The sequence below is a fragment of the Streptomyces sp. NPDC029296 genome (assembly GCF_055569255.1).
In genome coordinates this window covers 1-20,858 of the sequence record NZ_JBVHXT010000007.1, presented here as the reverse complement: position 1 = coordinate 20,858, position 20,858 = coordinate 1, and the positions used below count along the sequence as shown (strand labels likewise).

Here is a 20,858-nt window from a genome sequence, read left to right as displayed (position 1 = left end):
CACCACCGGCCCTTGCCACCGACCCATGCCAAGAGGAGGGACACCCGTGCCCGCACTGATGCCCGACGACCCGGACCAGCTCGCCGACGCCGTCGTCACCACCCTCGCGGTCGACGCCGACCCCCAGGCACGTGAGGCCAGCATCTTCTACTGGGAACGCGGACAGCCGTACCGCCAGGCGGTGGCGGAAGCCGTCGCCCGGGTCCCGGACGGTGAACTGCTCGCGGCGGCCGAGGCGCTGCGCGCCGACCCGGCCGACCCGGCCACCCACGCGACCCTGCACCGGCGGCTGACCGACCTGGCCCGCGACCGCGCCGTCCCGGCGCTCGGCAAGCTGTTCGCCGAGGCGTGGCAGGCGGAGACCAACTCCCGCCTCGGCTACCACCTGGGACGCCACTACCGCCCCCGCGCGGACGGGAGCGTGACGCCCGAACGGCTGCGCTCCCTGGGCGCCGCCAGCGCCCCGGCCGGCCGGCCGCCCGCCGCGCCCGGCGGGGACGCCGAGACGCTCGTCGTCGTACCGTTCCGCGACCGCGGCCCCGGACACCGGCTGCGCAACCTGCTGGCCTGCCTGCTGTCGCTGCGCGACCAGTCGGTGCCGGCCTCGTCGTACCGGGTCGTGGTCGTGGAGAGCGACGACACCCCGCGCTGGCGGGACGTCGTCGCGCCGTACACCGATCACTACCTCTTCGCCCGCAAGGACGGGCTCTTCAACAAGTCCTGGGCGGTGAACGTCGGCGTGGTCAACGCGCCCGGCCGGCCGGAGGCCGTGTGCATCCTGGACGCCGACGTGCTGGTCGACCGCGACTTCATCGCCCGCAACACCGCACGCTTCCGCGAGCGCGGCACCATGGGGCACCTCAGCTACCGCGACATGTGGTGCCTCGACGAGTCCGCGACGTCCTGGGCGATCGAGGAACGCCTCGGGCGCGGCGCCCCCCAGGTCGACACCGACCGCCTGCGGGCCTTCGTGCTGCGCCGGCCGCCCGGCTGCTGTGTCTGGGTCCGCACCAGCGCCTTCCACCGCATCGGCGGCATGGACGAACGGTTCGAGGGCTGGGGCGGCGAGGACAACGACTTCGCCTACCGCATGGACACGCATTCCGCATTCGACCAGTACCGCGATCCCCTGCTGCACATGTACCACCCCTCCTCCGCCGTGCTGCGCGAGGACGGGGAACTCATCAACGCGCACATCCCCGCACTCACCTGGGGGCCCGGGGAAGGCCTGGGCGACATCGAGCGGTTCGCGAGGACGCACGCCGCGGCGGGTCCGGAGCGGTGACGGACACGACACCGCCCGCGGGCCGGCAGCGCCGGCACGGCGGCGGTGACGGCATGGCAGCAGGTCTCCACCCCGACGAAAGGCAGCCCGACATGGCGCAGGACATCCCCGTACTGGACCTGACCGAGTGGAAGGAGGCGGACTCCGCGCAGCGCGCCGCCATCGCCGCGCGCCTGGACGCGGTCCTGCGGCAGACCGGCCTGTTCCTGCTGGCCGGTCACGGGGTGCCGGAGGAACTGACGGACCGGATGCGCACCGAGGGACGCGCCTTCTTCGGCCTGCCGCGTGCGGACAAGGAGCGGTACCGGGTCAGCCGCCCCTACGACAACGGCTGGCGCGGACTGGGCGCGCTCCAGGTCGGCGCCCTGGACGGCAAGCCCGACACGTCCGACCTGCACGAGGCGTTCCACGTCGGCCCGAGCCACCGCACCGGTGACGCGGCGTTCGACGCGCTGTACTACCCCGACAACAAGTGGCCGGACGAGCGGCCCGCGCTGCGGGAGACCGTGCTGGCGTACACCGGGCACATGACCCGCGTCGCCCACGAGGTGATGGAAGTGCTGGCCGACGTCCTCGGCCTGCCGGCGGACTTCTTCACCTCGCGCTGCGCGCGGGCCACGTGGACGCAGAACGTCAACTGGTACCCCTCCCTGACCAGCCTGGGCGAGGTGCAGCCGGGTCAGATGCGGGTCGGGCCGCACACGGACTTCGGCACGCTGTCCCTGCTCGACCGGCAGCCCGGCGTCGGCGGCCTCGAGGTGTGGAACGAAGAGGACGGCTGGTTCGAGCCGCCCTTCGAGCCGGGGACACTGGTCGTCAACCTCGGCGACCTCATGTCGTTGTGGACGGACGGCCGCTGGCGGGCCCTGCGCCACCGCGTCCTCGCGCCCAGCAGCATCGCGCCGGACGAGGAACTGGTGTCCCTGGTCTACTTCTTCGAGACCGACCCCGACGCCGAGATCGTCCCGTTGCCCGTCCCTGTGGGCGCGGGCGCGGGCCTGTCCCCCGTCATCGCCGGTGAATCGATTCTGCAGAAGGTCGGCGCGACGGTGAGCCTGCCCGGCTGACCCCGCCCCGCGACGCCGCCTCCCCGACCGGGTCCGGTGACCGGCCCGGGGGGCGGCCCTGCTGGAACAGTGGCCGAGGGGTGCCGAGGAGCGCGAACGGAAGGTATACCGGCCGCCGCGGCGGATCGCCGCCTGGCCAGCGGGCCGCGCGCCGAGTGCCGTCGGCCGTTCGGACCGACGACGACGCGGCCCCGGCACGGCTGGAGTCCCTGCCGGAGGGGGGAGGCGCTGCTGATCGCTGCCACGCGTCCGGTCCGGTCCACCGTGCGTGCCGCCCACGCCGCCCGTAAGGCGGTGCCGTGGCTTAGAGATCCGACGTGCGCGTACGACGACGTGCCCCGGGTACTCGTGGTCACCCGTGCGTGAGGCGGCGCCGGGCGTCCGCCGACGCTCCGTGCGCCACCCGCGCACCGCCCGGAGCGAGGAACGCCCATGTCCCCCACCCCAGGGCCGCGGCCCGGCGTCGCGGTCTCCCACGGCTCGGTCCTGCGAGGCCGCGTCGCCGTCGTCACCGGAGCGGCCCGCGGGGTCGGCGAGGCCCTGACGCGGCGCCTGTCCGCCGCCGGCGTGCGCGTCGCCCTGCTCGGCCGCGAGGCACAGACCCTGCGCGCCGCCGCGGCCTCGCTCCGCACCCCGAGCCTGTGCGTCGAGTGCGACGTCACCGAACCCGAAGCACTCGACGAGGCCGCGCGGCAGGTGGCGGACCGGCTCGGGGACGCGTCCGTGGTCGTCGCCAACGCGGGCGTCGCGGCCGGCGGCCCCTTCCGGCTGACCGACGCCGGCCTGTGGCGGCGTGTCATCGACGTCAACCTGGTCGGCTCCGCCAACACCGCCCGCGCCTTCCTGCCGCAGCTCGCCCGCACGCGCGGCTACTTCCTCCAGATCGACTCCACCGCCGCGTTCGGCTCGGCACCCATGATGAGCGCCTACTGCGCGTCCAAGGCGGGCGCGGAGTCCTTCGCCCAGGCCCTGCGCGGCGAGGTCGAACCCGACGGGATCGCCGTCGGCATCGCCTACCTGCACTGGACCGCGACCGACATGCTCACCGACCTCGACGAGCACCCCGTGCTGCGCGCCCTGCGCGCCCACCAGCCGCGGTTCGCCCGCCGGGTGCACACGGCCGCGCAGGTGGCCGACTGGCTCGCGGCCGGTGTGGAACGCCGCGCCGCCCACATCTACGCCCCGCCCTGGCTGCGCTGGTGCCAGCCCCTGCGGCCGCTGTTCCCCGCGCTCGTCACCCACGTGGCCCGCCGCGAGACCCGCCGCCTGCCCGCCGCCGGCTTCGCGGCCGGCACGGGGGTCATGGGCGCGGGCGGACGCGCCGACTGGGAGGCGTACACGTCCTCGGCGCGGGACCGGCCCACCCCGCCGCGGTAGCGCGTACGACGTCGACGGCGGCCCGGGACGCCCGGTGGCGGTCCCGCCTCACCGCCGGAACGGCTTGCCGACCTCCCGACGTTCTCCCGCCCCCCTGACGCACGCGGCGCCGCCGGCCGTCACGGTGCCCGGGCCGGGCCCGCACGGGGCGCCCCCGGTCAGTCGGCTCGTTCGCGAGCGGCGGGCGCCCGCCCCCACGTGGCCAGGGCCCTGAGGAGCGCACTGCGCCCGCGGTCCGGCACCGTCCACAGCGTCTGGCCCCGCACGCCCCACCCCTCCAGCAGGACGTTGGCCGCGAGGAAGCCGCTCGTGGCGGCCCGTTCCATGAGGGCGACGGGCAGGCCGGTGCGGACCAGGTCACCGGCCACGACCAGCCGGGGGTGCGGGGTGCGGACGGCGGGTCGGTCGCCGTAGCCGCCCACCGGGAACAGGGGGCAGTCCTCGTGCCACTCGTGACGGGCGTCGAGGACCGTGGCCGGGCCGGTCTCCGGGTAGACGCGGCGCAATTGATCGAGCAGGCGCTTCTCCTCGACGTCCCGGGCGGCTTCGGGCCGTACGGCATAGGCGTGCAGTTCGACGACGGAGCCCTCGGTGCGCGCGCTCCAGCGGGCCGCCTCGTCCTCGTAGCGTTCCAGCACACTGATGTTGTCGAGGGTGCCGAAGCCGCTGGTGCCGAGGAAGCCGGGGCGGTCGGGGGCGACGGGCCGGTCCAGCCACAGCCGGCTGACCAGGAAGGGCGGGGCGGTGCGCAGCCGCCCGATCCGTTCCCGCCAGGGCGCGTCGCCCAGCCGTCCGCAGCGGCCGACCAGCGAGCGCAGCCCGGTGGTGTCGAGGGCGAGGACGACCCCGTCGTGGCGGCGCTCGTCCCTGCCGGTGGCGGCCACGAATCCGCCGTCCCGGGTGGGCGCGATGTGCTCGACGGCCGTTTCGGTGCGCACCTCGGCGTGGTGCCGGGCCAGGTATCGGGCGAGCGGATCCCACAGGGCGGCCGGGAAGGGGGCTCGGGGCACGTCGAACAGCAGGCCCTCGGCGGAGCCCAGGAAGTAGATGTGGAACATCAGCGCCATCTCGGCCGCCGACAGCTCCCGCGGATCGGCGAAGAAGCTCCGGGAGAACACCTCGAAGGCCAGGTGGCGGGCGCTTTCGGGGAAGCCCACGGCGTCCAGGAAGGCGTGGCCGCTGGTGCCGTCCAGGAGGTCGTAGACCTCCGGCACGCGCACATCGAACAGGGGCAGGGCCGCCCGCGGGTCCATGGCGCGCAGGTCCGCGAGCCGGAAGGAGGGGCTGAGCGCCGCGAAACCGAGCGCGCTGAGCGGCGGGGTGCGCGGGACGTGCCGGAAGCTGTCGCGCAGGCCGGCGGCGTGGCGCAGCGGGTAGTCCGGCAGGGCGGTGAGCCGTTCGAGGCCGGGGTCGGTCCGGCGCAACAGTCCGCGCAGGTTGTAGTACTGGCGGAAGAACGCGTGGAAGCCGCGGCTCATGGTCACCGCGGTGCCGTCGCGCAGTTCGGCCGGCCATCCGCCGACCCGCCCGCCGAGATAGGGCCGCTTCTCGTACAGGGTGACGGCCACCCCGCGCTCGGCGAGGGCGGTGGCGGCGGCCAGGCCCGCGATGCCGGCGCCGACCACCGCCACCGACGGCGGGGCCCCCTGCACGCGGGCGGTGCCGGGCCGGGCGGGCAGGACCCGGGCCCGCCGGTCGCGGCCCCGGCGCGCGGCGCCCCGGCCCGGGGTCCTCATGCGTCCTGCCCGGGGGCGTGCGCCCGGCGGGCGACGAAGGTGTGGGTGATGCCCGTCTGCCAGCCCGGCAGCGGCAGGGCGCGGACCCGGTCGAAGCCGGCCGCGTCGAGCCGCCGCGCGAACCGCCCGGCGGTGTCGAAGTCCACCACGCTGCGCCACAGGTGCCGGTACAGCGGCCCGTCCCCCAGCAGGGTCGCGACGGGCTGTACGACGCCCCGGCACACCAGCGTCCACACCGCGCGGTCCGCGCGCCGGCCGCGGAGGGTGTACTCGTGCACGCCGAGCCGGCCGCCCGGCCGCAGCAGCCCGCGCACGGCGGCGAGGACGGCGTCGGGGTCGGTGACGTTGCGGAGGAGATAGGCCGCGAAGACCGCGTCGAACGGGCCGGACACCCCGGCCTCGGACAGCCGCTCGGCGGGGGCGTGCACGAAGGTCACCCCCTCCGCCCACGGCTTGGCCGCGGCCCGCCGGAGCATGCCTGCCGAGGCGTCCACGGCCGTGATGCGGGCGGCGGGCAGGACGGACCGCAGCGCGGCCGTGGAGGCGCCCGTCCCGCAGCCGAGGTCGAGCAGGCGCAGCCCCGCACCGTCCCCGGGCAGGCGGAGGCGGCGCACCGAGCGGCGCAGGTGGGCGTGGTAGCCGGGGTTGGCGGCCACGAGCGTGTCGTAGCCGCGGGCGGCGTGGTCGAAGGCGGCGGCGAGGCGCTCGTCGCGCAAGAGGGTCATGCGGTCTCCGTCGGGGGCGGGTGCGGGGCGGCGGAAGGCGTCGGCGGACGCGGCGGCGGGGGCAGGTCGAAGGGGCGGCGGGGCAGGCGCGGCAGGTCCAGCGCGGAGCGCAGCATCGGCTTGACGGGCGTACGCAGGCCGATGGACAGGTCCTCGTGCGGGCGGGTGTCCCCGTCGAGGAAGCGCAGCAGCCGTGCCATGGGCACGCGGGTGAAGAGGCGGCCGAAGAGGTCCGGGCCGTCGGCCCGGCCGCTGTCCAGGGCGCGCAGCAGGACGGCGTCCATGGCGCGGGAGCGCGCCGGGTGGGCGGCGGGTGGCACGGGGCGGCGGCCGCGGCGCAGGGCGTCGGCGACGGCCCTGGTCTGCCGTTGCAGTCCGGCGAAGGTGTAACCGGTGGCGGGGCGGGTCGCCCCGCCGGCGGCGCCGACGCGGAAGACCGAGGCCCCGGTCTGCCGGGCGATCGGCGCGTCGGTCATCGGGATGACGCCGGTCTCGGTGGCCAGGACCCGCCGTTCGCCGAGGTGCAGCACCTCGTCGGCGTAGTGCCGCACGGCGGCCTCGTAGCGGTCCGGTGCGAGGGTGCGCCGGGAGAACTCGGTGTACTCCACGAGCGCCTCGCACGGCCCGGTCGGCAGGACGTAGCCGAAGGACAGGCCGTGGGCGGGCTGCGGGGTACGGAAGTCCATCAGCTCCACCGCGGCCGGGTCGAAGGCGGGCCGGGCGGTGCGTACGAACCAGCCGTGGAAGTGCTGGAGCAGGGTGGTGCGGGCGGCCGGGAGGCTGCCCGGGGGGCGGGAGTCGAGCACCCAGCGGGCGCTGAGCACCCGCGTCCGGCCGTCGGCGCCCCTCAGGTGGACGTGGGCGCCACCGGGCACGTCCTCCACCGCTTCGACGGTCGCTTCGAGGCGTCGCACGTTGGGGCTGCGGGCCAGGTCCCGCCAGACGAGGCGCTCGAAGTCGTCGGAGCGGATCATGCGGTACCGCAGCGGGTCGATGTCGCCCTCGACCGGGGCGCCGGTGCGCGGGCGCACCCTGAGCCGCCGCCACTCGGCCCGCACCGCAGCGTCGAACCGTCCCGTTCCCGCCGCCCAGTAGCACCAGGTCCGCGGGGGTGGACGCAGCGGGCCGGGCGGCGCGTCCACCAGCACCACGGAGGGTGTCCGCAGGCCGGGAACGTGTCCCGCCAGCCGGTGGGCCAGCGACAGCCCGGCGGCGCCCGCGCCCACGACGGCCACGTCCGCGTCCGGCACGGCGTCTCCTCTCCTCGGTCCCCCGGTGTACTTCCGGTCCGGACGCGGGTCGTCGCGGCCGTGACGGATTCCGGGCCGGCCGCCGGGGGACACGCCGCCCCGGCCCGGTATCGCGGATTGTGTACCCCGGCGGATGCAGGGCACCCCCTGGTGGCGCGCGGTCGGGCGCCGGACACGGCACGGTGGAGGGGGCGGATCCCCGGTGGTCTCCGCGATCGCGCGGGGCGTTCACGTGTCCGTCCGCGCAGAGGCGGACGGGTGACGGCACTACGGATACGGACACGACGGAGGGAACCGGGATGCGGCCTGCCCACGCGAAGGACCACCCCGCGACCGCGCCGCCGGGCGCGGCGGGGCCGGTGGCGTCGCTTCCGCACGGGACGGTGGCCGACGACGAGGAAGGACACCGCGACTGCGAGAGCGCTCCGCTGCCGGCCGGGCCCGCCGAGGTGCGCCGGACGGACGCCGACGTACCCGGCGCGGTCGGCCGGGTGCTCGGCCATGTGCTGGCGCGGCGCCTGCGCCGCGCACGGCTGACGGATCCGCTGTTCGCCGAGGAACTGGCCGAACGGGTGGCACGCTTCACTCTCCAGGGTGGCAAGCGCACACGCGCGCGGCTGGTGTGGTGGGCCTCGCGGGCCTGTGCCGGCCGGGACCCGGCGTCCGCGGCGGTGGCGCTGCGGATCGGGGGCGCCCTGGAACTGCTCCAGACGTGCGCGCTCGTCCACGACGACGTGATGGACCGGGCGGTACTGCGGCGTGGCCGGCCCACGCTGCACACGGACCTGACCGACCGGTACGCCGACCGGGTCGGGCCCGGGCGGGCCGCGCGGTTCGGGCAGTCGGCGGCGGTCCTCGCCGGGGACCTGGCGCTGGCCTGGGCCGACGATCTGGTGGCGGAGACACCGCTGGCGCCCGGGACGGGGGAGCTGGTGCGACGGCTGTGGAGCGACATGCGCACGGAGATGGTGGCGGGCCAGTACCTGGACGTACAGGGCCAGATCACCGCGGCCCCGTCCCTGCCCCGCGTGCTGCGCGCCGCCTGCCTGAAGAGCGCCCTGTACTCGGTCGAGCGGCCCCTCGCCCTGGGGGCCGCCGTGGCGGGCGCGGACGAGGTGACGCTGCGCCGGCTGGGAGATGCCGGACGCTGTGTCGGCATGGCGTTCCAGCTGCGCGACGACCTGGACGACGTCTTCGGCGACCCGCGGGAGACCGGCAAGGCGTGCGGCGGCGACATCCGGGAGGGCAAACCCACCTATCTGGTCGCGGTCGCCCGCGCGCGGGCGCAGGCCGCCGGTGACGGTGCCGCACCGGCCGTCCTGGACCGGTGGCTCGGGGACCCGGCCCTCACCGAACGCGGCCTGGACGAGGTGCGGGAGGTGCTGGTCGCGACGGGCGCGCGGGCCACCGTGGAGGCCGAGGTGGACCGGCTGGCCGCGCAGGGGCTGCGGCACTTCGACTGCGCCGTCCTCGACGCGGAGGGCGCCGGGCCGCTGCGCGCTCTCCTGCTCGCCACGGCGGGGGCACGGCCGGAAGCGGGCGGCGTACGTCCGCGGCCGGCGCGCGGCCCGCACGCTGCCGGTGCCCGCGGTGGCGCGAGGGGTGAACGGTGACACGCACCGTGTCCGGCCGCACGGACCACGTGGTGGTCGTCGGCGCCGGACTCGCCGGGCTGTCGGCGGCGCTGCACCTGCTGGGCGCCGGACGCCGGGTCACGGTCGTCGAGCGCGAGGAGCTGCCCGGCGGCCGGGCCGGGCGCCTGGACCTGGCGGGTTACCGGATCGACACCGGGCCGACCGTGCTGACCATGCCCGACCTGGCCGACGAGGCGTTCGCCGCCGTCGGCGAGAGCCTGTACGAGCGGGTGGAGCTGATCCCCCTGCACCCGGCCTACCGGGCCTGCTTCGCGGACGGCAGCAGCCTCGACGTGCACAGCGGCGCGGACGCGATGGCCGCGGAGGTGGAGCGGTTCGCCGGGGCGGCCGAGGCGGCGGGCTACCGGCGGCTGCGCGACTGGCTGCAGCGGCTGTACCGGGCGCAGCGGCGCCGGTTCATCGACGCCAACTTCGACTCGCCGCTCGGTCTGCTCCACACCGATCTCGCCCGGCTGGCCGCCCTCGGCGGCTTCGGCCGCCTGGACGCCCGGATCGGCCGCTTCCTGACCGACGAGCGGCTGCGCCGGGTGTTCTCCTTCCAGGCCCTGTACGCGGGTGTGCCCCCGGCGCGGGCGCTGGCCGCGTACGCGGTCATCGCCTACATGGACACCGTCGCCGGCGTGTACTTCCCCCGGGGCGGCATGCACGCCCTGCCCCGGGCGATGGCGCAGGCGGCGGCCGCGGCCGGTGCCGAGCTGCGGTTCGGGCAGCCGGTGACCCGTCTGGAGCGGTCGGGCGACCGCGTCACGGCCGTCGTCACCGACGCCGGCCGCATCCCGTGCGACGCGGTCGTCCTCACCCCGGACCTGCCCGTCGCCTACCGGCTGCTCGGCCGCCGGCCGCGCCGGCCGCTCGGACTGCGCCACTCCCCCTCCGCGGTCGTGCTGCACGCCGGCACGGACCGCACCTGGTCCCACCTCGCCCACCACACGATCTCGTTCGGCGCGGCGTGGCACAGCACCTTCGACGAACTCACCCGCGCCGGAAACCTGATGAGCGACCCGTCGCTCCTGGTCACCCGCCCCACCGCCACCGACCCCTCTCTCGCCCCGCCCGGCCGCCACCTGCACTACATCCTCGCCCCCTGCCCCAACACCGACACCGGCCCGGGCGCGGCGGCCTGGTCCGACCTCGGGCCGCGCTACCGGGACACGCTGCTGCGGGAGCTGGAACGGCGCGGGCTGGACGGCATCGGGGCCGCCATCGAGGAGGAGTGCCTGGTCACCCCGGCCGACTGGCACGCGCGGGGGCACGCCGCCGGGACCCCCTTCTCGGCCGCCCACACCTTCGCGCAGACCGGGCCGTTCCGGCCGCGCAACCTGGTACGCGGCACGGAGAACGCGGTCCTGGCCGGCTGCGGCACCACGCCCGGCGTCGGGGTGCCGACCGTGCTGCTGTCGGGGAAGCTGGCGGCGGCCCGTGTCACGGGCGTGCCCGGGCGCGGCGGCGGCCGCCCGCGCTCCTCCCCGGCCGCCGCCCCACGAGCGCATGAGAAACCTCCCCACCCCCTCACCACCGCCCAGGTACCGCCGGACTCCCCGGCTGCCGTACGGCGGTCCCCGCCGCCGGGCAGCCCCCCGGCCGACCCCACGGCCCCCGCGACCGAAGGCAGGACAGGATGACCGATCGAGAGCTGGACGCGGCGGGGATCCACGAGCCGGCACTGCGCGCGGCCTACCACCACTGCCGCGCCCTCAACGCCCGGCACGGCAGGACCTACTTCCTCGCCACCCGGCTGCTGCCCGCCGCACGCCGGCCCGCCGTGCACGCCCTGTACGGCTTCGCCCGCTGGGCCGACGACATCGTCGACTCCCTCGATCCCGGCGCCGGTACGGACGCACGGGTGCGGGCGCTGGCCCGGCTCCGGGAGGAGCTGGCGGAGGGGCTGTGGCGGGGCGGCAGCGGTGAGCCGGTGGTGCGCGCTCTCGCCGACACCGCCCGCCGCTACGCCATCGACCACGCCCACTTCCGTGACTTCATGACCGCCATGCGCTCCGACCTGGTGGTGACGGCCTATCCCACCTACGCCGACCTGCGCGCGTACATGCACGGTTCGGCCGCGGTGATCGGGCTCCAGATGCTGCCCGTACTGGGCACGGTGGTGCCGCGCGAGGAGGCCGCGCCGTACGCCGCGGCGCTCGGCGTCGCGTTCCAGCTGAGCAACTTCCTGCGGGACGTCGGCGAGGACCTGGACCGCGGGCGCGTCTACCTGCCCGCCGACCTGCTCGCCGGTCACGGCGTGGACCGGGACCTGCTGGTCTGGAGCCGCGCCACGGGCCGCCAAGACCCGCGGGTCACCGCCGCGCTCAGGGAGTTCGAGGCGCTGACCCGCGGTGTGTACCGGGAGGCGGTGCCCGGCATCGAGCTGCTCGAACCCGTGGCCCGGCCCTGCATCCGCACCGCGGCCGTCCTGTACGGCGGCATCCTGGACGCCGTCGCCCGCGACGGCTACACCGTGCTGCACCGGCGGTCGGTGGTGCCGCGGCGACGCAGGGCGGTGGTCGCAGCCGACGGGCTGGCGCGGGTGGCGGCGGCCCGGTTGCGTGCGCGGGCCTTTCCCTCACACCGGCCGCCCGCCCGCGCCCGCGCCCTGCCCGCCGCCTCCCGCCCGCCGACGACGGCCCTCCGTTCCGCCGGGGGAATCGCGTGAGCCGCCGTCGGCTGCCGCTGTCGCTGCGCCGCCACGCCGTGCCCCGGGAAGGCCGGCGGCCCACCTGGCGCGAGGCCCGGCCCGGGCTGATCGCCGGGGCGCTGAAGCGGGCACAGGCCCGCCCGTCCGGGAACTGGTACGCCGTCGGCGCCTCCCGCGCCCTGCGGGGGAACGGCAAACTGGCGCGGACGGTGGCGGGGCAGGAGATCGTGGTGTGGCGGGGACGCGACGGCCGCCTCGTCGGCGGGCCGGGGATCTGCCCGCACCTGGGGGCACCGCTGCGGGACAGCCCGGTGCGCTGCGGCACGCTGGTGTGTCACTGGCACGGACTGGCGCTGGACGGCGGGCCGTACGCGGGCTGGTCGCCGCTGCCGGTGCACGACGACGGGGTGCTGGTGTGGGTGCGGCTGGACGCGGTGGGCGGCGAGGAGCCCTCGGACGCGCCGGTCGTACCGTCCCGGCCCGACCTCGCGTGCGCCCTGACGGCCGTCTACACCGGCGTGGGTGTCTGTGAGCCCGAGGACGTGGTCGCCAACCGGCTCGACCCGTGGCACGGCGCGTGGTTGCACCCCTACTCGTTCGTCGACCTGACCGTGGTGGACACCCCCGGCGACCCGGCCGACGCGGTGGAGGACGGCCCGGACGCCCTGACCGTCGACGTGTCCTTCAAGGTGGCGGGCCGGCTGGTCGTGCCGGTCCGCGCCGTCTTCACCGCGCCCGAACCCCGCACGGTCGTCATGCGCGTCGCCGAGGGCGAGGGCGCGGGCTCCGTCGTGGAGACCCACGCCACCCCGCTCGGCCCGGACGAGGCCGGCCGGCCCCGCACCGCCGTCATCGAGGCGGTGGTCGCCGTCTCCCCCCGCCCGGGCTTCGCCGCCGCCCGCCGGGCCGCACCGCTGCTGCGCCCTCTGGTACGCGCCACGGCCGGCCGGCTGTGGCGGGACGACCTGGCCTACGCGGAGCGGCGCTGGCACCTGCGGTCCACGGGCCGCTTTCCGGGCTGAGCGGCCCGGGCCGGCCGTAGCGGCGCGCCGCCGGGTCCCGGCCGCCGGACTCCCTCATCGGCCGTCGGAGTGGGTCTGCCGGGTCAGGTGTCGGAGCCGCCGCTCGTGCGGCGCTGGGGCGAACGGCCGCCGTGCCAGTCGAGCACCAGGAGGGTGGCATCGTCGGGCAGAGCCCCTCCGCACGCCTCGTGCACCGCCGAGGTCAGGGCCCGGACCACTTCGCGGGGGTGCTCGTCGCGAGTGGTGTACAGGAGGGAGGGGAGGTCGACTGCGGCGGCCGCGCGTTCGTGCATGCCATCGGTGATCAGAACGAGACGGTCGCCGGGCTCCAGACGAAGCCGCTGTACCTCGTAGGTGACCGGGGCGGGCACCCCGAAGGGCATGTTCACCGTGATGACCAGATCCCTGGGCAGCCGTACGGCTTCCTGGCCGAGCATGTCCACGAGCCAGAACGAGACCTCGCTCGCCGAGAACCGCTCCTCCAGCTTCCGGGCGATCACGTCGACCGACTCCACCGGCGCGGCGTCCTCCGCCGCCCGCAGCACCTCGTCCAGAACCACGCCCTCGTCGCGCACCGCGGACACCTCCCGGTTCCCCCCACCCCGACTTCCCCGCGGGCCTCTCCCGAATACACGGCCGAAGCCGTCGGCGGGCCTTCGACCACCTCGCTCCCCAAACCCATGAAATGGTCGAAATCATGCAATGTATGCTTCCATAGCCCGACTGATGATCTTGTCGCGGCAGTGCCGGGGGCCCGGCACCGGAACAGGGTCCGCACCTTCCGACCATGGAGTGCTGGTTGATCGCGATAGCGGCAGTCCTCGCGGACATCGCGCTGATCCTTGTGCACCGCGGACGTACGTCACGGGCACCCGCCGAGTCCACACCGTGGCGCCACATGGCCGCCGGGCTGGCGGGGTGCGCGGCGGGATGGCTGGTCATCGGCCGGCCGGAACTCGTCTGGGACGACCTGTTCCTCACACTCGTCTGCGGAGTGGTCCTCGCCTCCGAGGCCGCGCAGGCGGCCCGGAGTCTCTCCGGCCGGGCCTGGGCGGGCTGGACGACGGCCTGGGTGAGCGGAGCGGCGGCGGCCACCTGGCTGCTGTCCGGCCCGCTGCCGTTCTCCTGACGCACCCGGCCGGCCGACACAGCGGATCGGGGCCGCCCCGCACGGGGAGCAGCCCCCTGCCGTCGGGTCAGGCGGCGTGGTGGCGGAGCTTCGGTTTCGACGCTGTCGAGCCGCGTACCACCAGTTCCGGCATGAACACGAACTCGCTGTGCGGTGCGGGGGTGCCGCCGACTTCTTCCAGCAGTGTGCGCACCGCGGCCTGGCCCATCGCGGGCACGGGTTTGCGGATCGTGGTCAGGGGCGGGTCGGTGAAGGCGATCAGGGGCGAGTCGTCGAAGCCGACGACGGAGAAGTCGCGCGGGACCTCCATGCCGCGCTGCCGGGCCGCCCGGATCGCCCCGAGGGCCATCATGTCGCTGGCGCAGACCACCGCCGTGCAGTCCCGGTCGATGAGGGCCGCGGCGGCGGCCTGGCCGCCCTCGAGGCTGTAGAGGGAGTGCTGGATCAGCGTCGACTCGGTCACGTCCGGCGGCAGGCCCAGCTGGTCCTGTACCGCGCGGACGAAGCCCTCGATCTTGCGCTGCACGGGCACGAAGCGCCGGGGGCCGACGGCCAGGCCGATCCGGGTGTGGCCCAGGGACGCCAGGTGGGCCACCGCCAGGGACATCGCCGCGCGGTCGTCGGGCGAGATGAACGGGGCCTGTACCTTTGCCGAGAAGCCGTCCACGAGCACGAACGGCACGCCCTGGGCGCGTAGTTCGGCGTAGCGCCCGGTGTCGGCGGTGGTGTCCGCGTGCAGCCCGGAGACGTAGATGATGCCGGCCACCGCGCGGTCCACGAGCATCTCGGTGAGTTCGTCCTCCGTGGACCCGCCGGGCGTCTGGGTGGCGAGCACCGGGGTGTAACCCTGCCGTGTGAGGGCCTGCCCGATGACCTGCGCGAGCGCCGGGAAGATGGGGTTGTCCAGCTCGGGGGTGATGAGGCCGACCAGGCCCTCGCTGCGCTGCCGCAGCCGTACCGGGCGTTCGTAGCCCAGCACGTCGAGCGCGGCGAGAACGGCCTGGCGGGTGCCGGAGGCGACGCTCGGCTTGCCGTTGAGGACCCGGCTGACGGTCGCCTCGCTCACCCCGGCCTGTGCGGCGATGTCGGCGAGCCGGATCGTCACGGGGACGGTCTGTACCGGGCGCATGTCAGGCCGCCCACCAGACGGCGCACTCCCCGGGCAGTGCCGTCGTGCCGGCGCCCGGCTCCACGTCGGCGCCGGCCAGCAGCAGCGTGCCGGGCGTGGGCAGCGTGACGGGAGCGTCGGTGAAGTTGACCGTGCAGACGAAGGAGCCGTGCTCGCTGTCGCGGCGGAACGCCAGTACCCCCTCCGGGGCGTCCAGCCAGGTGATCTGGCGGCCCGCGCCCAGCGCCGGGTGCTCGCGGCGGACGGCGAGTGCCCGGCGGTAGAACTCCAGCGTGGAGGCCGGGTCACCCTCCTGCGCCTCGACGGTCAGGTGGGTCCAGTCCGCCGGCTGCGGCAGCCAGGCCGGCCCGCCCTCGACGGGGCCGAAGCCGAACGGCGGCACCTGGCCGGACCACGGGATCGGCACCCTGCAGCCGTCGCGGGTGCCGTCCTGGCCCGTGGTGCGGAAGAAGGCGGGGTCCTGTCGCACCTCGTCGGGCAGGTCGACGACCTCGGGCAGGCCGAGTTCCTCGCCCTGGTAGATGTAGGCCGAGCCGGGCAGCCCCAGCATCAGCAGGGTCGCCGCACGGGCCCGGCGCAGGCCGCGCGCCGGGTCTCCCTCCGCGAGTCGGGTGGCGTGCCGTACCACGTCGTGGTTGGACAGCACCCAGGTCGCCGGCGCGTGTACGGCGTTCATGGCGCGCAGCGAGCGGTCGATGACCTCGCGCAGTCCGGCCGGGTCCCAGCCGGCGCCCAGGTAGTCGAAGTTGAAGGCCTGGTGGAGCTCGTCCGGGCGCAGGTACAGGGCGCTGCGTTCCACGGTCGGGGTCCATGCCTCGGCGACGGCGACGCGTTCGCCGTGGTACTCGTCGAGGATGCGCCGCCAGCCGCGGTAGATGTCGTGCACGCCGTCCTGGTCGAAGTACGGCACCGGCCGCGTGCCGAGCAGCTTGACCTGCTCGGCATGGCCGACGTCCGGCAGGCCGGCCGCCTTGACCAGGCCGTGTGCCACGTCGACACGGAAACCGTCGACGCCCAGGTCGAGCCAGAACCGCAGGATGGAGCGGAACTCGTCGTGGACGGCGGGGTGGTCCCAGTTGAAGTCGGGCTGTTCGGGTGCGAAGAGGTGCAGGTACCACTCGCCGGGGGTGCCGTCGGGTTCGGCGACCCGGGTCCAGGCGGGGCCGCCGAAGACGGACTCCCAGTCGTTGGGCGGCAGTTCGCCCTCGGCGCCCTTGCCCGGCCGGAAGTGGAAGCGGTCCCGCAGGGGCGACCCGGGGCCCTCGCGCAGGGCCTGCTTGAACCACTCGTGCTGGTCGGAGCAGTGGTTGGGCACCAAGTCGACGATGATCCGCAGCCCCAGCGCGTGGGCGTCGCCCACCAGGTCGTAGGCGTCGGTGAGGGTGCCGAACATGGGGTCCACGGCCCGGTAGTCCGCGACGTCGTACCCTCCGTCGGCCTGCGGGGAGGCGTAGAACGGGGAGAGCCAGACGGCGTCGACACCGAGCTTCTTCAGGTAGGGCAGGCGTGCGCGGATGCCGGGCAGGTCGCCGATCCCGTCGCCGTCGCTGTCGGCGAAACTGCGCGGGTACACCTGGTAGATGACCGCGTCGCGCCACCACTCCCGGTCCGGGGAGGCGAAGGCGGGGGCTTCGTGGGCGACGGTGTCGGTGGCGTGCTGGGTCATGGATTCCCTCAGGGAGTGGAAGAGTAACGGCGAAGGCGCGTCCTCGATGGGCGGGCGCCGGGATCCGGCCGGGGTGGTGCCGGTCATGACTTGGTGCCGCCGGCCGTCAGTCCGGAGACGAGGCTGCGCTGCACGAGCATGAACACGAGGGCGGCCGGGATGGTGATGATGATCGCGGTGGCCGACGTCCACGCCCAGTCGGGCCGCTGGTCCTGGGCGAAGGTGCGGATGCCGACGGCGAGCGTGTAGTGGTCGGACTGCATGAACTGCGTGGCGTAGGCGACCTCGCCCCAGGCGGTGAGGAAGCTGTAGAAGGCCGTCACCGCGAGACCGGGGCGGGCCAGTGGCACGATCAGCCGCCAGAAGGTGCCGATGGGAGTCAGTCCGTCCACTCGTCCGGCCTCGTCGATCTCCTTCGGGATGGTGTCGAAGTAGCCCTTCATCATCCAGGCGCAGAACGGCACCGCCGTGGTCGCGTAGGCCAGGATCAGTCCGAGGTAGTTGTCGAGCAGGCGCAGTTCGGCCATGAGCAGGTACAGCGGCACGATGAGGACGATGCTGGGGAACATCTGGGTGACCAGGAAGACCCACATCAGCTGCCGGCTGCCCGGGAACCGCATCCGGGACACGGCGTAGCCGGCGGTCGCGGCGAGGAAGACGCCCAGCGCCGTGGTGCCGGCCGCCACGATGACGGTGTTCAGGAACCACTGCAGCAGGTCCGAATGGGCCAGTACGTCGCTGTAGTTGTGGAAGCCGAGGTGGGACAGCACCTCGCCCGGCTGCTGCCAGGCGTTCTTCGGGCCCAGGGAGATGAAGAACACCCACACCACGGGGAAGGCCGCGATCACGGTGGCGAGGATCAGCGTGCCGTGCAGGGCCACGGAGGCGCCGAGCCCCCGCTCCTCCCGGCCGCGCACCCTGCGGGTCCGGCGGACGGCGGCGGGGGGCGGGACGGTGTCCTCGGGCGCGGTGGCGGTCTCGTGCGTTGCTGCGGTCATGACGATGGCTCCTTCACGCCTGCTCGGACTTCAGGGTGCTGCGGCGGTAGAAGGTCGAGAAGGCGAGCAGGAGGGCGAGGATGATGATCCCGTAGGTCGCCGCTCCCGCGTAGTCCGAGACCCCGTTGAACGCCTTGTGAAAGGCGAAGGTGACGAGGATGTCCGTGTCACCGGTGGTGTTGTTGCCCAGCAGCAGATAGATGACGTTGAACATGTTGAACGTCCAGATGCAGCCCAGCAGGATCACGGTGTTCGACACCGGGCGCAGTCCTGGCAGGGTGACGTTGACGAAGCGCTGCCAGGGCGAGGCGCCGTCCATCTCGGCCGCCTCGTACAGCTCCTTGGGGATCGACTGGAGCCCGCCCAGCACGGCGACCATGTTGAAGGGGATGCCGATCCAGACGTTGACCATGATGACGGCGATCTTCTGGGACAGCGGGGAGCCGAGCCAGTTCTGCGCGGGCAGGCCGAAAGCCTGGATGATCTCGTTGAACACCCCGTACTGGGAGTTGAGCATCAGCCGCCAGGCGAAGACGCCGATGAACGACGGGACGGCCCACGGCAGGATCAGCATCGCGCGGTAGAAACCCCGCAGGCGCATCTTGCGGTTGAGCAGCACCGCGAGTCCCATGCCGAGACCGACTTGCAGGACGACGCAGGACACCGTCCACACGACCGTCCACGCCAGCCGCGGGTAGAAGTCGCCGTCCGCGCCCGACAGCACGTGCCAGTAGTTGTCGAGGCCCACGAAGTCGTACGTGGCGGGGCGGTGGAAGGCGCCGATGGTGGTGGCGACGTTGGACTCGTTCGCGTCGGTCAGCGACTGGTAGAAGCCGTATCCGAGCGGATACAGCACCAGCAGGGCGATGACGATGGCCACCGGGGCCACCATGGCCCAGGCGTACCAGTACCTCTCCCATGCGCGTCTGAGTGCCGTACTCCGTGCGCGGTGTGGTTTCCGGTGGTCGCGGGCTGTCTCGTCGGTCGTTCCGGTGCTCGGTGCGGTCGTCATACTCATCGGCTCTTTCGCGGGCGAAGTCGGGTGGTACCGCAGCCCCGGGGGAGCCCCGGTCGGGGCGGCAGCGGGGAAGTGGATTCCCCCGGGGCTGCGTGTCCTTCGGTTACCGTCGGGCGGTGTGCGCCGCGGTTCAGCCGACGGAGAAGCCCTTCAGGAGCTTCTGGAACTCCTTGGCGGTGGTGTCGAGGCCGCCCTGGACCGACTCGTCGCCCTGGAGGATCTTCACGTAGTTCTGGGCCAGGGGCGTGAAGAGCGAACCGGCCTGCGGCAGGGCCACGCGGGCACGCGCCGTCTTCTCCAGGAGCGGCTGGAAGCCGGCGATCTTGGCGTCCCCGGTGACCTCACCGGTGTAGGCCGACTTGCGGGTCGGCAGGGTGCCGGTTCCCTTGGCGATCTCGATCTGACTCGGTGTCGACGTCATGAACTGCGTGAACAGGTAGCTTGCGTCCAGATTGCCCGACCCCTGGTACACGGTGAGGTTGTGACCGCCTGTCGGGGCCTGGGCCTTGCCGCCGGCGCCTGCCGGGACGGGCGCGAAGCCGAGGTTCTTCTCGTCGTCCTTGAACGCCGTGCCGCTCAGGTCGTCGCCGACCGACCAGGGCCCCTGGATCAGCATGGCGACCTTGCCGTTCTTGAAGGCGGCCTGCATGTTCTGATAGGCGTTCGCGAAGTCGACCTTCATCGACGCCTCGTCGTTGATCCTCTTCGCGGTGGTCAGGGCCTTGACGGCGGCTCCGTCGTTGATGGTGATCTTCTTCGCCGCGGGGTCGGCCAGGTCCGCGCCGTTGCTGTAGAGCAGCGGGAGCAGGAAGTAGGAGTCGGGGTTCAGGTAGGTGCCGTAGGCCCCCGTCTTCTCCTTGATGGTCTTGGCGTCGGCGATGAACTCGTCCCAGGTGCCCGGGGGTTCGGCGATGCCGGCCTGCTTCAGGAGCTTCTTGTTGTACAGCAGGCCCAGGGTGTCGGTGACCGACGGGACGCCGTAGGTCTTGCCCTTGTACTTGGCCGTGTTCAGCGGGACCGAGCTGAAGTCGTCGGTGTCCTTCAGCGCCGGGGTGCCGTCGAGGGGGGCGATGTAGCCCAGCTCGGCGTACTCGGCCATCAGCCCGACGTCGGTGCGGACGACGTCGGGGGCGCCCTTGCCGCTCTTGGCAGCCGACTTGAACTTCTGCTCGATGTCGGTGAAGGGGACGTTCTGGTAGTCCACCTTGATCTTCGGGTACTTGTTCTCGAACTGCTTGATGAGAGCCTTGTACGTCGGGGCCTCGGTCGCGGCGTCCGAGGTGTCCCAGTACGTGATCGTCCCGGAGATGTCCTCGGGGTTCTTCGGCTTGCCGGATGAGTCGCCACCCGAGCCACCGCAGGCGGAAGCGGTGAGGGCGACCACGGTGACCGCGGCGGCGATCGATATGCCACGTCGCATAGCAACTCCTTGATCTGGGTGCCCGGAACATCCCTGGAGCAGGGCCGGGGTGCCGTGTGTCTCAACCGACGGCCGCCGGGCGCGAGTTGAACATACAAGGTTGCAATCTCTTGCGAAAGACGTTGCAGGCAGATTCCTTCACGGTTCCCGGGGCGTGACAACTTTGTTACACGCGGCCACAGTTGCGCGAACCTTCCGCACAACGGGCACGTTCGTGCAGCTCAGTTGGTATGGCGACGCCTTCCGGACACCCCCTGCGCCACCCGGGTGACCGGCGGCACGCCACCCGGCCGGAAGAGCCCCGTCGGCAACGCGCCCCTGGGCACGACGGGGCGGCTCGACCACATCTGATGAACCATCGACAGCAGTCGTGAAGAATTTTGCTGATTGTTTCAAGTCTCTTGCTGTAACAGGCCGCTCGTGGTTACGGTCGCGCCCACCCTGTCCCTCGGCACACAAGGAGTCCGCGCTCGTGACACACAACCGGCCGGCGCCCGCGAAGCGCCCGCCCCACCAGGTCGTACGGGGAAGACGAGGCAAGCGGAGGGAGCGCGTGGCGGCGGTCACGGGCGCCCTGCTCGTCGCCGCCCTCCTCCAGCCGCTCGCCGCACTCCCCCGGGCCGTCGCCCACGCTTCCGTCGGGACAGCCTCCAGCGCCCTCGACCTCACCACCTCCAAGGCGGTCTGGATCGACCGGGACACCGTCGCCTGGAACGGCGTCGCGGGCGCGGCCTCCACCCAGCTGCTGT

General features: G+C 73.9%; 17 protein-coding genes and 1 pseudogene. 9 read left to right on the top strand and 9 right to left on the bottom strand.

The genetic code is table 11. The annotated features are described in order from the left end of the window. Positions 1–46 precede the first annotated feature (46 nt). The 3 genes from ACZ4W9_RS07960 (at position 47) to ACZ4W9_RS07950 (ending at position 3,729) form a co-directional block, all read left to right on the top strand. Positions 47–1,285 (top strand): glycosyltransferase family 2 protein, encoded by a 1,239-nt coding sequence (locus ACZ4W9_RS07960; RefSeq protein ID WP_467933977.1) that lies wholly within the window; start codon positions 47–49, stop codon positions 1,283–1,285. 53 nt (positions 1,286–1,338) lie between these two features. Beyond that, on the top strand, positions 1,339–2,352 hold the full coding sequence (locus ACZ4W9_RS07955; protein ID WP_467933975.1) for an isopenicillin N synthase family dioxygenase: 1,014 nt from the start codon (positions 1,339–1,341) through the stop codon (positions 2,350–2,352). A gap of 432 nt (positions 2,353–2,784) precedes the next feature. Beyond that, entirely contained in the window at positions 2,785–3,729 is a 945-nt protein-coding gene (locus tag ACZ4W9_RS07950) for an SDR family oxidoreductase (protein ID WP_467933974.1), read from the top strand. A gap of 158 nt (positions 3,730–3,887) precedes the next feature. Here ACZ4W9_RS07950 and ACZ4W9_RS07945 read toward each other — a convergent pair whose 3' ends face one another. Genes ACZ4W9_RS07945 through ACZ4W9_RS07935 form a run of 3 tightly spaced genes read right to left on the bottom strand, consistent with a single transcriptional unit; the run spans position 3,888 to position 7,440 of the window. Continuing rightward, positions 3,888–5,465, bottom strand: a complete 1,578-nt coding sequence (locus ACZ4W9_RS07945) for an FAD-dependent oxidoreductase (protein WP_467933973.1) — start codon at positions 5,463–5,465, stop codon at positions 3,888–3,890. Next, positions 5,462–6,190 (bottom strand): class I SAM-dependent methyltransferase, encoded by a 729-nt coding sequence (locus tag ACZ4W9_RS07940; protein WP_467933971.1) that lies wholly within the window; start codon positions 6,188–6,190, stop codon positions 5,462–5,464. Before ACZ4W9_RS07940 ends, ACZ4W9_RS07945 begins: the two co-directional genes overlap by 4 nt. Beyond that, the gene (locus tag ACZ4W9_RS07935; protein WP_467933970.1) at positions 6,187–7,440 is read right to left on the bottom strand and encodes a lycopene cyclase family protein; all 1,254 of its coding nucleotides are present in this window, start codon (positions 7,438–7,440) and stop codon (positions 6,187–6,189) included. The genes ACZ4W9_RS07940 and ACZ4W9_RS07935 overlap by 4 nt, the downstream gene beginning before the upstream one ends. Before the next feature lie 299 nt (positions 7,441–7,739). Between ACZ4W9_RS07935 and ACZ4W9_RS07930 the strand changes: the two genes are divergently transcribed. From ACZ4W9_RS07930 to ACZ4W9_RS07915, 4 genes are read left to right on the top strand one after another with little or no spacing between them, the layout of a single operon-like run. After that, complete coding sequence (locus tag ACZ4W9_RS07930; RefSeq protein WP_467933969.1) at positions 7,740–9,053, top strand: polyprenyl synthetase family protein; 1,314 nt, start codon at positions 7,740–7,742, stop codon at positions 9,051–9,053. Then, the gene (gene crtI / locus ACZ4W9_RS07925) at positions 9,050–10,717 is read left to right on the top strand and encodes a phytoene desaturase family protein (protein WP_467933967.1); all 1,668 of its coding nucleotides are present in this window, start codon (positions 9,050–9,052) and stop codon (positions 10,715–10,717) included. Before ACZ4W9_RS07930 ends, crtI begins: the two co-directional genes overlap by 4 nt. Continuing rightward, entirely contained in the window at positions 10,714–11,745 is a 1,032-nt protein-coding gene (locus tag ACZ4W9_RS07920; protein ID WP_467933966.1) for a phytoene/squalene synthase family protein, read from the top strand. Before crtI ends, ACZ4W9_RS07920 begins: the two co-directional genes overlap by 4 nt. Beyond that, a complete protein-coding gene (locus tag ACZ4W9_RS07915) occupies positions 11,742–12,749 on the top strand; it encodes a DUF5914 domain-containing protein (RefSeq protein WP_467933965.1) in 1,008 nt (335 codons plus the stop codon). The genes ACZ4W9_RS07920 and ACZ4W9_RS07915 overlap by 4 nt, the downstream gene beginning before the upstream one ends. Positions 12,750–12,832: 83 nt before the next feature. On the opposite strand, the pseudogene ACZ4W9_RS07910 reads toward ACZ4W9_RS07915, so the two are convergent. Further along, positions 12,833–13,153 (bottom strand): annotated as a pseudogene (locus tag ACZ4W9_RS07910) (SpoIIE family protein phosphatase); the annotation flags it as partial. A gap of 383 nt (positions 13,154–13,536) precedes the next feature. On the opposite strand from ACZ4W9_RS07910, the gene ACZ4W9_RS07905 reads away from it, so the two are divergent. Further along, positions 13,537–13,878 carry a hypothetical protein gene (locus ACZ4W9_RS07905; RefSeq protein WP_467933963.1) on the top strand — a complete coding sequence of 114 codons (342 nt, stop codon included), beginning with the start codon at positions 13,537–13,539 and terminating at the stop codon, positions 13,876–13,878. Between the two features lie 67 nt (positions 13,879–13,945). Here ACZ4W9_RS07905 and ACZ4W9_RS07900 read toward each other — a convergent pair whose 3' ends face one another. The 5 genes from ACZ4W9_RS07900 to ACZ4W9_RS07880 all read right to left on the bottom strand — a co-directional run bounded on the left by ACZ4W9_RS07900 (position 13,946) and on the right by ACZ4W9_RS07880 (position 20,109). Further along, positions 13,946–14,983: a LacI family DNA-binding transcriptional regulator gene (locus ACZ4W9_RS07900; RefSeq protein WP_467933961.1), complete on the bottom strand. Its 1,038-nt coding sequence runs from the start codon at positions 14,981–14,983 to the stop codon at positions 13,946–13,948. Positions 14,984–15,008: 25 nt separating this feature from the next. Continuing rightward, positions 15,009–16,673 carry a glycoside hydrolase family 13 protein gene (locus ACZ4W9_RS07895; RefSeq protein WP_467933960.1) on the bottom strand — a complete coding sequence of 555 codons (1,665 nt, stop codon included), beginning with the start codon at positions 16,671–16,673 and terminating at the stop codon, positions 15,009–15,011. Between the two features lie 83 nt (positions 16,674–16,756). Then, on the bottom strand, positions 16,757–17,671 hold the full coding sequence (locus ACZ4W9_RS07890) for a sugar ABC transporter permease (protein ID WP_467933958.1): 915 nt from the start codon (positions 17,669–17,671) through the stop codon (positions 16,757–16,759). 13 nt (positions 17,672–17,684) lie between these two features. After that, positions 17,685–18,689 (bottom strand): carbohydrate ABC transporter permease, encoded by a 1,005-nt coding sequence (locus tag ACZ4W9_RS07885; RefSeq protein WP_467933957.1) that lies wholly within the window; start codon positions 18,687–18,689, stop codon positions 17,685–17,687. Between the two features lie 130 nt (positions 18,690–18,819). Continuing rightward, positions 18,820–20,109, bottom strand: a complete 1,290-nt coding sequence (locus ACZ4W9_RS07880; protein WP_467933955.1) for an extracellular solute-binding protein — start codon at positions 20,107–20,109, stop codon at positions 18,820–18,822. Between the two features lie 553 nt (positions 20,110–20,662). On the opposite strand from ACZ4W9_RS07880, the gene ACZ4W9_RS07875 reads away from it, so the two are divergent. Further along, positions 20,663–20,858: hypothetical protein (locus tag ACZ4W9_RS07875; protein WP_467934205.1), on the top strand; the 196-nt coding region annotated here is incomplete at its 3' end.